This window comes from Nitrobacter sp. JJSN (assembly GCF_051912485.1).
GTDB lineage: Bacteria > Pseudomonadota > Alphaproteobacteria > Rhizobiales > Xanthobacteraceae > Nitrobacter.
On record NZ_CP196822.1, the window covers coordinates 1,795,153 to 1,807,998 of the forward strand.

Annotated in this window: 13 protein-coding genes and 1 pseudogene; 6 read left to right on the forward strand and 8 right to left on the reverse strand. The window is 62.7% G+C overall.

Annotation, left to right across the window (positions count from 1 at the left end):
* Positions 1–130 precede the first annotated feature (130 nt).
* Positions 131–883 carry a triose-phosphate isomerase gene (tpiA, locus tag ACSZOQ_RS08910; RefSeq protein WP_439925654.1) on the reverse strand — a complete coding sequence of 251 codons (753 nt, stop codon included), beginning with the start codon at positions 881–883 and terminating at the stop codon, positions 131–133.
* A 244-nt stretch (positions 884–1,127) separates the two neighbouring features.
* Here tpiA and ACSZOQ_RS08915 point away from each other — a divergent pair, with 244 nt between their 5' ends.
* From ACSZOQ_RS08915 to moaC, 4 genes are all read left to right on the forward strand, one after another.
* Positions 1,128–3,035, forward strand: a complete 1,908-nt coding sequence (locus ACSZOQ_RS08915; RefSeq protein ID WP_439925655.1) for a SurA N-terminal domain-containing protein — start codon at positions 1,128–1,130, stop codon at positions 3,033–3,035.
* A 38-nt stretch (positions 3,036–3,073) separates the two neighbouring features.
* Complete coding sequence (gene trpD / locus ACSZOQ_RS08920; RefSeq protein ID WP_439925656.1) at positions 3,074–4,087, forward strand: anthranilate phosphoribosyltransferase; 1,014 nt, start codon at positions 3,074–3,076, stop codon at positions 4,085–4,087.
* Between the two features lie 12 nt (positions 4,088–4,099).
* On the forward strand, positions 4,100–4,924 hold the full coding sequence (gene trpC / locus ACSZOQ_RS08925; RefSeq protein ID WP_439925657.1) for an indole-3-glycerol phosphate synthase TrpC: 825 nt from the start codon (positions 4,100–4,102) through the stop codon (positions 4,922–4,924).
* 146 nt (positions 4,925–5,070) lie between these two features.
* On the forward strand, positions 5,071–5,571 hold the full coding sequence (gene moaC / locus ACSZOQ_RS08930; protein WP_439925658.1) for a cyclic pyranopterin monophosphate synthase MoaC: 501 nt from the start codon (positions 5,071–5,073) through the stop codon (positions 5,569–5,571).
* Here the strand turns inward: moaC and ACSZOQ_RS08935 are convergent, their stop codons facing one another.
* Entirely contained in the window at positions 5,572–5,964 is a 393-nt protein-coding gene (locus tag ACSZOQ_RS08935; RefSeq protein ID WP_439925659.1) for an SPW repeat domain-containing protein, read from the reverse strand.
* A gap of 500 nt (positions 5,965–6,464) precedes the next feature.
* Between ACSZOQ_RS08935 and ACSZOQ_RS08940 the strand changes: the two genes are divergently transcribed.
* The gene (locus tag ACSZOQ_RS08940) at positions 6,465–7,679 is read left to right on the forward strand and encodes a molybdopterin molybdotransferase MoeA (protein WP_439925660.1); all 1,215 of its coding nucleotides are present in this window, start codon (positions 6,465–6,467) and stop codon (positions 7,677–7,679) included.
* A 158-nt stretch (positions 7,680–7,837) separates the two neighbouring features.
* Positions 7,838–8,542 (forward strand): transcriptional repressor LexA, encoded by a 705-nt coding sequence (lexA, locus tag ACSZOQ_RS08945; protein ID WP_439925661.1) that lies wholly within the window; start codon positions 7,838–7,840, stop codon positions 8,540–8,542.
* Between the two features lie 121 nt (positions 8,543–8,663).
* Here lexA and ACSZOQ_RS08950 read toward each other — a convergent pair whose 3' ends face one another.
* The 6 genes and pseudogenes from ACSZOQ_RS08950 to ACSZOQ_RS08975 form a co-directional block, all read right to left on the reverse strand.
* On the reverse strand, positions 8,664–9,731 hold the full coding sequence (locus ACSZOQ_RS08950; RefSeq protein WP_439925662.1) for a ComEC/Rec2 family competence protein: 1,068 nt from the start codon (positions 9,729–9,731) through the stop codon (positions 8,664–8,666).
* Positions 9,732–9,778: 47 nt separating this feature from the next.
* Entirely contained in the window at positions 9,779–10,915 is a 1,137-nt protein-coding gene (locus ACSZOQ_RS08955) for a tyrosine-type recombinase/integrase (protein WP_439925663.1), read from the reverse strand.
* 26 nt (positions 10,916–10,941) lie between these two features.
* Positions 10,942–11,109: pseudogene (locus ACSZOQ_RS08960) on the reverse strand (hypothetical protein); the annotation flags it as partial.
* Positions 11,109–11,330, reverse strand: coding sequence for a helix-turn-helix domain-containing protein (locus ACSZOQ_RS08965; protein ID WP_439925664.1), 222 nt, complete (start codon positions 11,328–11,330; stop codon positions 11,109–11,111). The pseudogene ACSZOQ_RS08960 and the gene ACSZOQ_RS08965, both read right to left, overlap by 1 nt.
* 472 nt (positions 11,331–11,802) lie before the next feature.
* On the reverse strand, positions 11,803–12,024 hold the full coding sequence (locus tag ACSZOQ_RS08970; RefSeq protein ID WP_439925665.1) for a hypothetical protein: 222 nt from the start codon (positions 12,022–12,024) through the stop codon (positions 11,803–11,805).
* A complete protein-coding gene (locus ACSZOQ_RS08975) occupies positions 12,021–12,572 on the reverse strand; it encodes a hypothetical protein (protein ID WP_439925666.1) in 552 nt (183 codons plus the stop codon). The genes ACSZOQ_RS08970 and ACSZOQ_RS08975 overlap by 4 nt, the downstream gene beginning before the upstream one ends.
* Positions 12,573–12,846 lie beyond the last annotated feature (274 nt).

Genomic DNA, 12,846 nt, shown 5'->3' on the forward strand with positions numbered 1-12,846 from the left:
TTCCATCACAAGCACGCGCCGGCTAGCCGGAAATCACAAGCTTGCGGGGCTTATATCTGGGCGGGTGTCTACACGATCAGGCGGGACGTTGCCACCCCGCAGGGTAACGCTTCGCCCCGATTTGAACCGGTCAGGCAACGGCTTGGGCGATTCCAAGGAAATCTGCCGCCTTGAGGCTGGCGCCACCAATCAGCGCCCCGTTCACATTCGGAACCGCCAGCAACTCCGCGGCATTCGACGGCTTCACCGACCCGCCGTAGAGAATACGGACCTTGGTCCCCTCTCCGCTAAAGCGCTGGGTGAGCTGATCACGGATAAATCCATGGACATCCTGCACATCTTTTGGTGTGGGTGTGCGTCCCGTGCCGATCGCCCAGACCGGCTCATAGGCAACGACGAGGTTTGCAGCAGTTGCGCCATCCGGCAGCGAGCCCGCAAGCTGCCGTCCCACCACTTCCAGCGTCTGACCGGAATCGCGCTGGTCCTGGGTTTCGCCGACGCAGACGATGGCGATCAACGCCGCCCGCCACGCAGCTTCCGCTTTTTGCCGCACAAGCACATCGGTCTCGCCGTGATCGGCGCGACGCTCGGAGTGGCCGACGATGATGGCCGTAGCACCCGAATCGGCCAGCATCTCGGCGGAGGTATCGCCCGTATGAGCTCCGGAAGGCTTGGGATGGCAATCCTGCGCGCCGATCCGCAAAGGCGACCCCTGGACCGCCCCCGCAAAAGCCAACACGAGCGTGGCCGGCGGACAGATCAGCAGATCGGCCTTTTGCGCGGGGCCGTCCGCGCCCGCGATCATCTGGCCGAGCTCGCTGGCCGAAGCCTTGAGGCCGTTCATCTTCCAGTTTCCAGCAATCAGCGGTCGCAGCCCGGTCATGGATCTCTCATGGGTGATTTCGACAGTTTTGCCACCTCGGCACAAGCAACCCCAAGCACGAAGTTCGCAGGGTCTTGCTAGCAGACGTTATCGGCTGGGGCCAGTCTCCGGTATCAGGTGCGGCGTTCCTCCGAGGTTGCGACGGCGCGCTTGCCACTTTATGATGCGTTATCAACTCGGTGACGCCCTCGCGCGATTTTCCGCTCCAGGTGCGGCCCACTTCCCTCCTGCAAAAGACGGACTCATGCTTCGCGGAATACGCAACGCCTCATCAAACTGGCTCGGCAAGACCATCATGACCATCGTGATGGGCCTGCTGATCGTGGCTTTCGGAATCTGGGGCATCGCGGACATCTTCCACGGTTTCGGCCAATCGACCCTGGCCACCATCGGTGGTACCGAGATTTCGACCGAGCAGTTCCGCAATATCTACAATGATCGGCTGCAGCAGATCAGCCGCCAGTTCGGGCGATCGCTGACCCCCGATCAGGTCAGGGCTCTCGGCCTCGACCGTCAGGTGTTGCAGCAGGTGATCGCGGAGGCGGCGCTCGACGAGGACGCCCGGCGCAAGGCTCTCAATGCATCGGACGAGGAGATCAAACGCCAGATCATGAGCGACCCCACTTTCAAGGGCGCCAATGATGCCTTCGATCCGGCGCGCTTCGCGGGCCTGATCCGCCAGATGGGGTACACCGAGCAGCGCTACGTCGCCGAACAGCGGCATACAACGCTGCGCCGCGAGATCGCAGGCACGGTGGCAGCAGGCGTCGAGCCCTCGAAGACGCTTCTCGAAATGCTGAACCACTTCCAGAACGAGCAGCGCACTGTCGATTATGTCAAACTCGGCGCAGCGCAGGCCGGAACCATCGATCCGCCGACGCAAGAACAACTGACGGGCTATTTCGACGCCCATAAGGTGCAGTTCCGCGCGCCCGAATTCCGTAAGATTGCATTCGTCGTGATGACGCCCGAGGGGATCGCGAAATGGAGCGCGGTATCCGACGACGACGCCAAAAAGGTCTATGAGCAGCGCAAGGACAAGCTGTCCACGCCCGAAAAGCGGCAGCTCTGGCAGATCGTATTTCCCAACGTCACCGAGGCCCAGGCAGCGCGGAGCAAGATCACGAGCGGCGCCTCCTTCGACGACATCGCCAGGGAGCGCAGTCTCGCCGCCTCCGACGTCAACCTCGGCACGATCTCCAAGTCCGAGATTATCGACCCCGCCGTCGCCGAAGCCGCCTTCTCCCTGAAAACCGACGAGGTCAGCCAGCCGATCCAGGGCAAGTTCGGTGTCGCACTCGTCAAGGTCGGCAAGATCGAACCGGGCAACCAGCCGACCTACGACAGCCTCGCTACGAAACTGAAGCACGACATCGCGGTCGATCGCGCACGTGCCGAAGTCAACGACCTCCACAACAAGATGGAGGACGAGCGCGGCGGCGGCGCCAGCGTGGTCGACGCCGCCAAGAAGCTCGGTCTCACCGCAGTCACCATCGATGCCGTCGATCGCTCCGGACGCACGCAGGACGGCAAACCCGTCACCGGGATTCCGCCGGGAGTCGAGCTGATCGCGCAGGCATTCGCCAGTGACGTCGGCGTCGACAACGAGACATTGCAAGTCGGCAATAACGGCTTCGTCTGGTTCGACGTACTCGGCATCACGCCCTCGCGCGACCGCACTCTCGACGAGGTCAAGGACAAGGTCGAGGCGGGATGGCGGGAGGACCAGATCAGCAGCCGACTGATGACCAAGGCGACGGACATGGTCCGCAAGCTGGACCAGGGCGGCAAGCTCGCCGACGAGGCAGCCGGCCTTGGTCTCAAGGTCGAGAGTGCAAGCGCTTTCAAGCGCGATGCCACGGAAGCGGGCCTGCCCGCCGCCGTGATCGCCGCCGCATTCCGCACGGCCAAAGGCGGAGCCGGGCAGGCACCGGGCGCGGGGCGCGACGATTGGGTCGTTTTCCGCGTCACCGAGGTGAAGGTGCCGCCGCTCGATCTCGCCTCCGATGAGATGAAGAAGCTGAAAGACAGCCTCCAGCGCGGCCTGTCGGATGAAGGCGTCGGCCAGTACATTGCCAGACTCGAAACCGAGATTGGCACCACGGTCAATCAGGCGGCGGTGGCGCAGATCACTGGCGCCAGCAACAACTGACGGGGTCGACGGCGCCCGCCATTTTCCGAAAGTATCTGATGGACGATCTCAAGGCCCTGATCGGAAAGGTCGCTACCGGCGCAACGCTCACGCGCGAGGAGGCTTCCTCCGCGTTCGACCGCATGATGTCCGGCGAAGCGACGCCCTCACAGATGGGCGGCCTTCTGATGGCGCTGCGCGTACGTGGCGAAACCGTCGACGAGATCACCGGCGCGGTCGCCGCGATGCGCTCGAAGATGCTGCGGGTCAAGGCACCGGCCGATGCGGTCGATGTCGTCGGCACCGGCGGCGACGGCTCCGGCTCGGTGAACGTCTCGACATGTGCTTCGTTTATCGTCGCAGGCGCGGGCGTCCCGGTCGCCAAGCACGGCAACCGCGCGCTGTCCTCGAAATCTGGCGCTGCCGATTGTCTCGCCGCGCTCGGCATCAAGATCGACCTCACGCCCGAACAGGTCGGCCGCTGCATCAACGAGGCCGGCATCGGCTTCATGTTCGCGCCAGCGCACCATCCGGCGACCAAGAACGTCAACCCGACCCGCACCGAGCTTGCCACCCGCACCATCTTCAACCTGCTTGGGCCGCTGTCCAATCCGGCTGGCGTGACGCGGCAGATGGTCGGCGTGTTCTCGCGGAAATGGGTGGAGCCGCTGGCGCAGGTGCTCAAGAACCTCGGCTCCGACTCGGTGTGGGTCGTCCACGGGTCCGACGGCCTCGACGAGATCACCCTCGCCGGCCCGACCTTCGTGGCCGCGCTCGAGAACGGCAATATCCGCTCGTTCGAGGTGACGCCGGAGGACGGCGGATTGTCCCGCGCGGGTGGCGATGCTCTGAAAGGCGGCGACGCCGAAGCAAACGCGATTTCCTTGCACGGGGTGCTCGAAGGCAAGCCCGGCGCCTTCCGCGACGTCGCCCTACTCAACGCGGCGGCGGCCCTGATCGTCGCGGGCAAGGCGAAGGACCTGAAGGACGGTGTCGCGCTCGGCACGAAATCACTCGACAGCGCCGCCGCCATGGACAAGCTGAAGCGGCTGATCGCGGTGTCAAACGATTAAGGACGGAATGGCGTGGCGGACATCCTGACCAAGATCGAAGCCTACAAGCGCGAGGAGATCGCAGCCGCCAAGAGCGCGCGCTCCCTCAGCGACATTCTGGCCGCCGCCAAGACTGCGTCACCGTCGCGCGGCTTCGTCCGAGCTCTCCGCGCAAAGCTCGCCCGCGGCGACTATGCCCTGATCGCCGAGGTCAAGAAGGCCTCGCCCTCGAAAGGCCTGATCCGCGCTGACTTCGATCCGCCTTCGCTCGCTCGCGCCTATGAGGCCGGCGGCGCGGCCTGCCTCTCCGTTCTCACTGACACGCCCTCCTTTCAGGGCCATCTCGACTTCATGGTTGCCGCCCGCGCCGCTACGGCGCTGCCGGTGCTGCGCAAGGACTTCATGTTCGACACCTATCAAGTGGTCGAGGCCCGCGCGCATGGGGCCGACTGCATTCTGATCATCATGGCTGCGCTCGACGATGCAGCGGCGAAAGACATCGAGGCGACAGCGCTCGATCTTGGCATGGACGCGCTGCTCGAAATCCACAATCGCGAGGAACTGGATCGCGCGCTTAGGCTCCGGTCGCCGATGATCGGCGTCAACAACCGCAACCTCCGCACCTTCGAAACGACACTTGAAACCAGCGAAACGCTGGCGCCACACATTCCGAAGGATCGCCTGATGGTGGGTGAAAGCGGCATCTTCGCGCCGGCCGACCTCGCACGGCTTGAACGGGTCGGCATCTCCACCTTCCTCGTCGGCGAAAGCCTGATGCGTCAGGCCGACGTCACCGCCGCAACTCGCACACTGCTGGCGCGTGACGACACGGCCCGCGCAAGCGCGGCAAGGCCGTGAGGGATCGGCGCATGATCGTTGCTGAATACGTCTCGCGACTTTTCACAAAGGCCGCCATACTCAAACCCGTCCTGACGGACATCCACCCCATTCCGGACGGCTTCGCCGTTCGACCCTGCCCCTCCAGGGGAGGGTGAAAGACAAACATGGCCAGCAAGAAAGATAAACCCGCCCTCACCCATATCGATGTCAAAGGCGAGGCGCGCATGGTCGACGTCTCGGCAAAGCCGGCGACCGAGCGCGTCGCCGTCGCCGAAGGTCAGGTCGTCATGACCAAGGCTACGCTCGCTCTGATCGAGGGCGGCAACGCCAAGAAGGGCGACGTGCTCGGCACCGCGCGCATCGCCGGCATCATGGCGGCCAAGCGAACATCGGAGCTGATCCCGCTCTGTCATCCGCTGGCGCTGTCGAAGGTCACGCTCGACATCGAAACCGACAAAAAGCTGCCCGGCTGCCGGGTGCGCGCCAGCGTCAAAGTGTCCGGCCCAACCGGAGTGGAGATGGAAGCCCTCACCGCGGTTTCCGTCGCCTGCTTGACGATCTACGACATGATCAAGGCCGTCGAACGCGGCGTCCGCATCGAAGGCATTCACCTCGTCGAGAAAAAAGGCGGCAAATCCGGCCACTACCTCGTGACAGATACTTAGTCAGTACAATAGCGGCCGATCCTTCTCGGGCGGCGCCGGATTGCGGAGTTCGTCTTCCTTGTCGTAGACAAGCCATATTTCCAGCACCGACATGAACGCCACCACAACTCCGATGCCGATGCTGAAGTGCATGGCACGGGTGTGGGCGAAGCCCAGAAGCCATGGCGACGCGATTAGCCAAAGCCCCAACAGGAGGTTGAGCCACTCTTTCCACCAAGCGAAAGCCAGCAGCGCCGTCACAGAAACCGCGCCGATTGCGACGCTGGTCGCCCAGAGGTCGAGGTCCGTCTCCGCCGTGGCCCGGACGAGAAACCACGGCGTCGCGAACAGAACGACGGCCAGCACGAGATTGTAGACGTCGAGGATCGATTCCCGTCGCCACTTCCACTTCATGAGTGCCTCCTCGGTCTGCCCCCGCCTTACCGGCGCGGTCCTCCGCTCCGCTCGCGGCAATCGCGCCGTACAAGATCAGCCAGCGGTTTCGGTACAACAAGGTCCGACCGCAAACGGTTCCGCAGTTCTGTTTCGAGGAGCATCGACCTTGCGGCTTGCTGTGATCTTGAATCAACAGATGCCAACAACATGATGATTCAGATATGATTTTGGCTCAGGAATTCATCTGACGGATGAACTCCTGTCAGAGAACCGTGCTCCAGCTCCCTGGGAGCCTCAAGCGGACGTGCGATCGGCGGAATTTCGGCTCATGGCGCCGTTGTCTGCGGATCGCAAGTTCTATAGATGAAATTGGCGCGCCCGCGAGGCGCATCGTCCAAAACTCCATTAGTCATCAATATTTGCTAGTGGTCCTTTGATTCCAACATTCGCAAAGACACCTGCTCACACGGGATGCGCATGTCGGAAACGGACTGCTGGAAACCTGGGAGAAGATAGTCATGCCCCTGATGGCAGTCGCCGACGCCCTCGCGGCTGTTCTCGCCGGAGTCGACCCGTTGCCGGAAGAAACGGTCAGTCTCGAGGTCGCGCATCGTCGGGTGCTAGCGCGTGATCTCCCCTCGCGCCGAACCCAGCCGCCGGTTGCGATGTCAGCGATGGACGGCTACGCGGTGCGTGCGGCTGACATCGCAACGATTCCGGCGCGACTGCGTGTGATCGGCGAGATCGCCGCGGGACGGCCGCTCGAGCGCGCGCTGCAAGCGGGCGAAGCCCTGCGGATTTTTACCGGCGGCGTGGTTCCGGACAGCGCCGATACCGTCGTGATCCAGGAGGACACGGAACGCGACGGCGACACCGTCATCGTCAAGGAAGCCACCGCAGCGGGACGGAACATACGTCCTGCCGGCGTCGACTTTCGCGAAGGCGACATCCTGCTCCACACCCGCAGCCATCTCACCGATCGCCACCTCTCCCTTGCTGCCGGCATGAACTATCCGGACTTACCGGTACATCGCCGTCCAAAAGTCGCCGTGCTCGCCACCGGCGATGAACTGGTGTTGCCGGGCACGACGCCCGGTCCAGGCCAGATCATCCTGTCCAATGGCTACGGTCTCCGCGCACTCGCCCGGAACGAAGGCGCCGAGGCAGACGATCTCGGTGTCGCTGCCGACACCATGGAAGCAACGAGAGCCGCAATCCGCCGCGCCCGCGATAGCGGCGCCGACATCTTCGTCACCACCGGTGGTGCGTCGGTCGGCGACCACGACTTCGTCAAACGGGCGCTGGAGGCCGAGGGCGTGGAGATCGCGTTCTGGCGGATAGCGCTCCGACCCGGCAAGCCGATGATGCACGGACGCCTCGGCGGAATGCGCGTGATCGGCCTGCCTGGCAATCCCGTCTCATCCTACATCTGCGCGTTCCTGTTCATGGTGCCGCTGATTCGCGCGCTGTCGGGGCGTCAGGACGTCCACCATCGCGTTGAACGGGCGATACTCGGAAGCGATGTCACCGCCAACCAAGCCCGGCAGGACTATCTGCGCGCCCGGCTCGCCCACTCGCCCGACGGGCTACCGATCGTCACGCCGGTCGGGCATCAGGATAGTTCGCTACTGGGAAATCTCGCTGCAGCGGAAGCGCTGTTGGTCCGCGCGCCGTTTGCGCCTGCGGCAAGCAAAGGCGAGCCCTGCTCGATCATTAAGCTCTCACTGTCGTAAAACCTCGTTTTGTTGACGTTAAATTAAAGGGTTGCGGAACACATATCGAACATATAGTGTCCGTTCATGATTTGTTTCGAATACTCGTGCCGCTGGACGCAAGGCTGCAAGCCGGTGTCCGGAATTGGACGGCAGGCACAAACCGGGGACTGGTGAGGATGCTCACGCGCAAACAGTACGAACTCCTGCGTTTTATCAACGAGCGGCTGAAGGAATCCGGCGTGCCGCCCTCGTTCGATGAAATGAAGGATGCGCTCGATCTGCGCTCGAAGTCCGGCATTCATCGCCTCATCACGGCGCTGGAGGAACGCGGCTTCATCCGCCGCCTGCCCAATCGCGCCCGCGCCATTGAGGTCATCAAGCTGCCGGAACTCGCCGCCAGCGGCGGTGGCCGTCGGGGCTTCACGCCAAGCGTCATCGAAGGCAATCTGGGCAAGGTCCGGCGGAGCAGCGGCGGCGCTGGCGTCGACGATGCAGAGCGTCCGGTCGCCGTTCCGGTGATGGGACGCATCGCTGCCGGCACACCGATCGAGGCGCTGCAGACCTGCAGCCACACCATCAGCATACCACCCGACATGCTCGGCAACGGCGAGCACTACGCGCTCGAGGTGCGCGGCGACTCGATGGTCGAGGCTGGAATCCTCGACGGCGACATGGCGCTGATCCGACGCAACGAAACGGCAGAAACCGGCGACATCGTGGTTGCCCTGATCGACGACGAGGAAGCGACGCTGAAGCGCTTCCGCCGCCGCGGGGCTTCGATCGCGCTCGAGCCCGCGAACACGGCTTACGAAGTTCGTATCCTTCCGCCCAACCGCGTCCAGATCCAGGGCAAGCTGATCGGCATCTACCGCAAATACTAGAGCATGATCCCGATCCGGGGATTGATACCGATTCGCGTGAAGAAAACGCATCAAATCGAAATCACGTAGCCTCGCTTCTGATTTTGTCAGAGGCGGCGAGGCTCTGACCGCGGCGGATCGTTCAGTCGTCCGGCTGGAGATCGTCGGTCGCGGGCGTCGCATCGATCGAGCGCGCCGGCTCCGATCGGGTGCCAATGCGTACCGGCTTTTCATCGCCGATGGCAGGTGACCAGGGCCGGCTGACATGATCGGGCCTGACTGCATCGACGACAAAGTGGTGTTTTGCATCGCCGGAGGTTCGCCGCAGCACCAGGGTGCCTTCCCGCCGCAGCTGGTCCTGATCGATGACCTGCGCAAGGCAGCCCTCCGGAGCCTGCCATGCCGTCACCATCACCGCTGCCCGCATGCAATCGTCCTCCATCGCGTCGGGACGCCGCGCCAGCGCGACAACTCCACCTCCGCTCACCTGAACCACGCAGCCCGCGTCGTCGCATGAGACGCCCTCTGCAAGCGTGGGATCGGCAGACCCACGTCCGTCCGCATCGGCGGCCAACCATTCCTTGACCGTGAAAGCATCTTTGCCCGTGCGGATGAGCCGCAGCCGGCCGTCTCCGCCTCGTACGCCGACATTGCGACCATCGGCGGAGACCAGAATATCCGGCTGCTTCACCGCCAGCGACCATGCGATCGCCAGGCCTATGATGGCCGCGCCGCTCCAGCGCAGCGGCGTTCTGAGTAGCCCGAGCAGGATGATGCCGGCTGTGGCCGCAACCAGCGGGCCCGTGCCGAACGCCGCCATGTGACCGATGGCGCCCGGAAGCGCCGCGACCCATTGCGTGACCACGATCATCCATTCGATGCCGAAGTCCATCAGCCGCCAGAATATGCCGTCGAAACCAAACGGCATCGCCGCAAGTCCCAGAAGTCCCGCCGGCATCACGAGTGCTGATACCACCGGCATCGCCAGCAGGTTAGCAACCACGCCGTACGGCGTCACGCGGTGAAAATGGAACGCTGCATAGGGCGTCGTCGCGAGTCCGGCGATAAAGGAGGCCAGCGCCAAAGTGAGAATTTCGCGGCCGCCCCACAGCGCCGCTCGCGCTGTCGGCGAGTGATCTGGCGTTGCGAACAATTTCGGCATCCCAACCTGGACCAGCGCCACCAGCCCGAGCGTCGCCGCGAACGACATCTGAAAACTCGGCGGCGCATCCAAAAATCGTTTGTGTCTTCAACATGCTAGCTGACCTTACGCGCCTTGCTCCGGGGGTTTTTCCGGGATTCAGCGAGCCGCTCGACGGCGGCGGCGACATCTTCGTCGAGCACGTGCGCGTAGCGGAGCGTCGATTTGATGTCACTGTGGTTCATCGCCTTCTGCACCAGTTTGAGGTTGCCGCTGTCGCGCAACAGCTTGGTCCCGAAGTCGTGCCGGAAGTCATGGAAGCGGAAGTCAGCCAGACCAGCATTGGCGCGTATCCGCTGCCACGCCGTCTTGGCACCGTTGTAGCTTAGCGGGTAGCGCTGGCCCCTCACGCGGCCGAGCCGCTTATTGCTGCAGACGGCAACGTAGGTGAACACGAATTCGGCGTGCTGGCCCCGCAGCGGAAACAGGATCTCGCGGACATGCGAGGTGATCGGAAACACGACGCGCCGGCCGCCTTTGCCGAGCCGCACAATCTGGCGCGCGCCGAAATCCACCTCAGCCCATCGCAGGGTGACGCACTCCCGCAACCGCATGCCGCTGGCGCGTACGTAATCGAAGAACGGTCCGTAGTCCTCACGCATCGCGTCATCGAGCGCGGTTGCCTCTTCGCTCTTCAGCTCCCGGATGCGCTCGGCAGGTTCGGGCAGCAATAGATCGTCCCATTTCGGCTCGCTCTCGAATTGAGTTCCCTCAGCCTTGGCGAACGTGAAGAGCCGCTGCAATACCTTAGTAGCGCTGCGGTTGACGGTGGCGTTAGCGATCAGCGGCAGCGCGGCCCGCTGCTCTTTGCTGATGGGCTTGCCGCGCCGTGAGATGCGATGACCGCGGCGCCACGCTACCAGCTTCTTAGCCTCAGCGTGGTCGATCTCGGTGAGCGGTTTCGTCTCGCCGAAATAGGCGATCAGGCGCGCCAGGTTGGTCTCCGTCGCCTTCGGATCGGAATCGTATTGTGCCTGATCAATCCAAAGTCGATCGGCGACGTCGTCGATCTGCAGCGATGACTTTGAACGCTTCATCGCCTTTAACAGCGCCTTGGCGCGATCACGCTCTACCGATTCGAAGCGCTCGGCGTCTTTCCGATTCGTGCATTTCGTCGAGCCGTAAACCCGATCACCACTGAGTTGGAAGTCATAGAGGTAGAACGGCGATCTCTTGTTCCGATAGACTGACACGGTACTTCCCTCCCCCTCCGGCTTTCTTGAAACGCCGCGAGGTCCTCTTCGGAGTACCGGCGGCGCGGGCGCTTTTTGCCGCGCCCAACGTTGATGTAGCTGATCTCGCCGTCCTGCACCAACGCGCTGAGATGATCCTCGGTGATGTTCAGCCGGAGGGCGGCCGCCTTGCCGTCCATTAGATCGCGCGACATCAGCCAGCGGCTCCCGCGATCGGTGGGGCTTTAGCCGCCATCAGCTCGGCGATGGCCTTCTCAGTTGGAAGGCTTTCCAGCCAGCGCTGAAGTTCCTCGCGCAGTATCAGGTTTTTTGCACCGTTTTTACGCGCGCGTAGGTCACCTGATGCGATTGCTTCATAAATCTTGGTGCGGCCAACACCCGCAACCTTGCAGGCTGCCGAGATCGAGAACGCCATCGGAGCGTGCTGCGATGGCGCTACGTATGCCGTGGTGCTGCTACCTGCTGCCGCTAGATGCAGCGGTGATGGTTGGTCCATAACATTGCCTCCTCCCCCAGCTGCCAAGCCGGGTTCTCGTGCGAGTTTCTCTTCTCCTGTGCTTGTCCGCACTGTGAATGCTTATGGACGGATGCAGCCAAACATAAAATTGACGCGCGCGATAGTCGGTAACAAGCGTCTAACGAGCGTCCAGAAACTCGCGCGTAATAGGAACATCCCAGGCGAGTAAAATCAGAAACTTGCTGTCACCCAGCGACCGTTTCCAGGCGCAAAAAAATTTTCGCTAACAAGTTTCGCGGTCATAGCTTGCGCTGATCGCGGGTTCGCTGCAGCCTTCTGGTGACATCACGATCAGCAGCCGGTTCAACACCAACGAAAAGGGGCCACCATGATGGTAGCCCCTCCCTTGCCGACGCGGGAAACGCCTCGCTCACTCACTCGGCGGCGGGAGCGAGAGGCAGGGATTTCGGCCGCTGTAAGTTTCTAGCAGCCGCTTGGCGCGAACCACGGTGTCCTCACGCGATCGAAGTGCCTCAAGCTCGCGTTCAAGCTTCTCGAATAGAGGAGCGTGTACGGGTCCATCCAACTCGATCAGATACGCCAACAGGGCAAGCCCGCGCTCAAGGCGCTCGATCGTGATGGGTTCGCTCATCGTTGTCCTCCATGTTTTGCCGTACCGCGTCGCTGTGCCCTGTGCATCGCCTCCAGCTCGCTCCAGTCGTCGTGGTCGGGCTCGCTGGCGGCGGCTTCAACCAGCGCCGCGTTATATGCGGCGCGGAATTCCGGCGTCGTCGGATCCTTTGGCAACTGCACACGCGCGCATCGGTCCACGCGAAACCACACGCGCCCGTTGCGATCACGCTCGGCATATCTCGGCAGGGGCTTGGCGCGAGTGCCGACGAACAGTGGGGCCTGTGGGTTCGATGCTGGTTGGGGCGCGGTGCTGTGAACACCGGTGCGGGCGCGAAGCTCTTCACGTAACGAAGCAAACCAGACGAAGAGGGCAAACCCTACTTCAACGCGTCGGATTGTAACTTCGCCATCATTAATTTTTCCTCTTTTTAAGTCTAAACGACGCTCGGCCGCAATTTGCCATTCGCGAAAAAGTTCGTCTAAACGACGCTCGGCCGCAATGCTGCTTCGGCGCCGCTCTTGCCATTCGCGCAAAAGTTCGTCCGCTTCTTCTTGTGATGTCGTCATTGGTTGGTTCTCGCTGGCTGATCAAGCCGTAGCCCGTGACAGACGGACAGCCGGGGGTTGATCACGTGCGAGAACACGTCGAACGCTTTTGGGCTTACGCCTTGGACAGCGCGTTCGCCCCCGGCCTCGTGGCCTATGATGTATACGGTGTCTCGTGGGCGATCAAACCCACCAACATCCTGGCGCGATTCGGAAGAATTGTAAAATTAAGACGTCCAACAAAAGCTCCCCTATCGGTGGGCATCAGCGATCCTGTAAACAGACTGCCAGATTC

What these genes read in the sequence shown, in the direction of transcription:
- ACSZOQ_RS08975 (WP_439925666.1), bottom strand. Translation starts at nt 12,572, where the DNA reads ATGACGACATCACAAGAAGAAGCGGACGAACTTTTGCGCGAATGGCAA.
- trpD (WP_439925656.1), top strand. Translation starts at nt 3,074, where the DNA reads ATGGACGATCTCAAGGCCCTGATCGGAAAGGTCGCTACCGGCGCAACG.
- tpiA (WP_439925654.1), bottom strand. Translation starts at nt 883, where the DNA reads ATGACCGGGCTGCGACCGCTGATTGCTGGAAACTGGAAGATGAACGGC.
- ACSZOQ_RS08940 (WP_439925660.1), top strand. Translation starts at nt 6,465, where the DNA reads ATGCCCCTGATGGCAGTCGCCGACGCCCTCGCGGCTGTTCTCGCCGGA.
- ACSZOQ_RS08915 (WP_439925655.1), top strand. Translation starts at nt 1,128, where the DNA reads ATGCTTCGCGGAATACGCAACGCCTCATCAAACTGGCTCGGCAAGACC.
- ACSZOQ_RS08950 (WP_439925662.1), bottom strand. Translation starts at nt 9,731, where the DNA reads ATGTCGTTCGCGGCGACGCTCGGGCTGGTGGCGCTGGTCCAGGTTGGG.
- ACSZOQ_RS08935 (WP_439925659.1), bottom strand. Translation starts at nt 5,964, where the DNA reads ATGAAGTGGAAGTGGCGACGGGAATCGATCCTCGACGTCTACAATCTC.
- ACSZOQ_RS08965 (WP_439925664.1), bottom strand. Translation starts at nt 11,330, where the DNA reads ATGGCGTTCTCGATCTCGGCAGCCTGCAAGGTTGCGGGTGTTGGCCGC.
- ACSZOQ_RS08970 (WP_439925665.1), bottom strand. Translation starts at nt 12,024, where the DNA reads ATGAGCGAACCCATCACGATCGAGCGCCTTGAGCGCGGGCTTGCCCTG.
- lexA (WP_439925661.1), top strand. Translation starts at nt 7,838, where the DNA reads ATGCTCACGCGCAAACAGTACGAACTCCTGCGTTTTATCAACGAGCGG.
- moaC (WP_439925658.1), top strand. Translation starts at nt 5,071, where the DNA reads ATGGCCAGCAAGAAAGATAAACCCGCCCTCACCCATATCGATGTCAAA.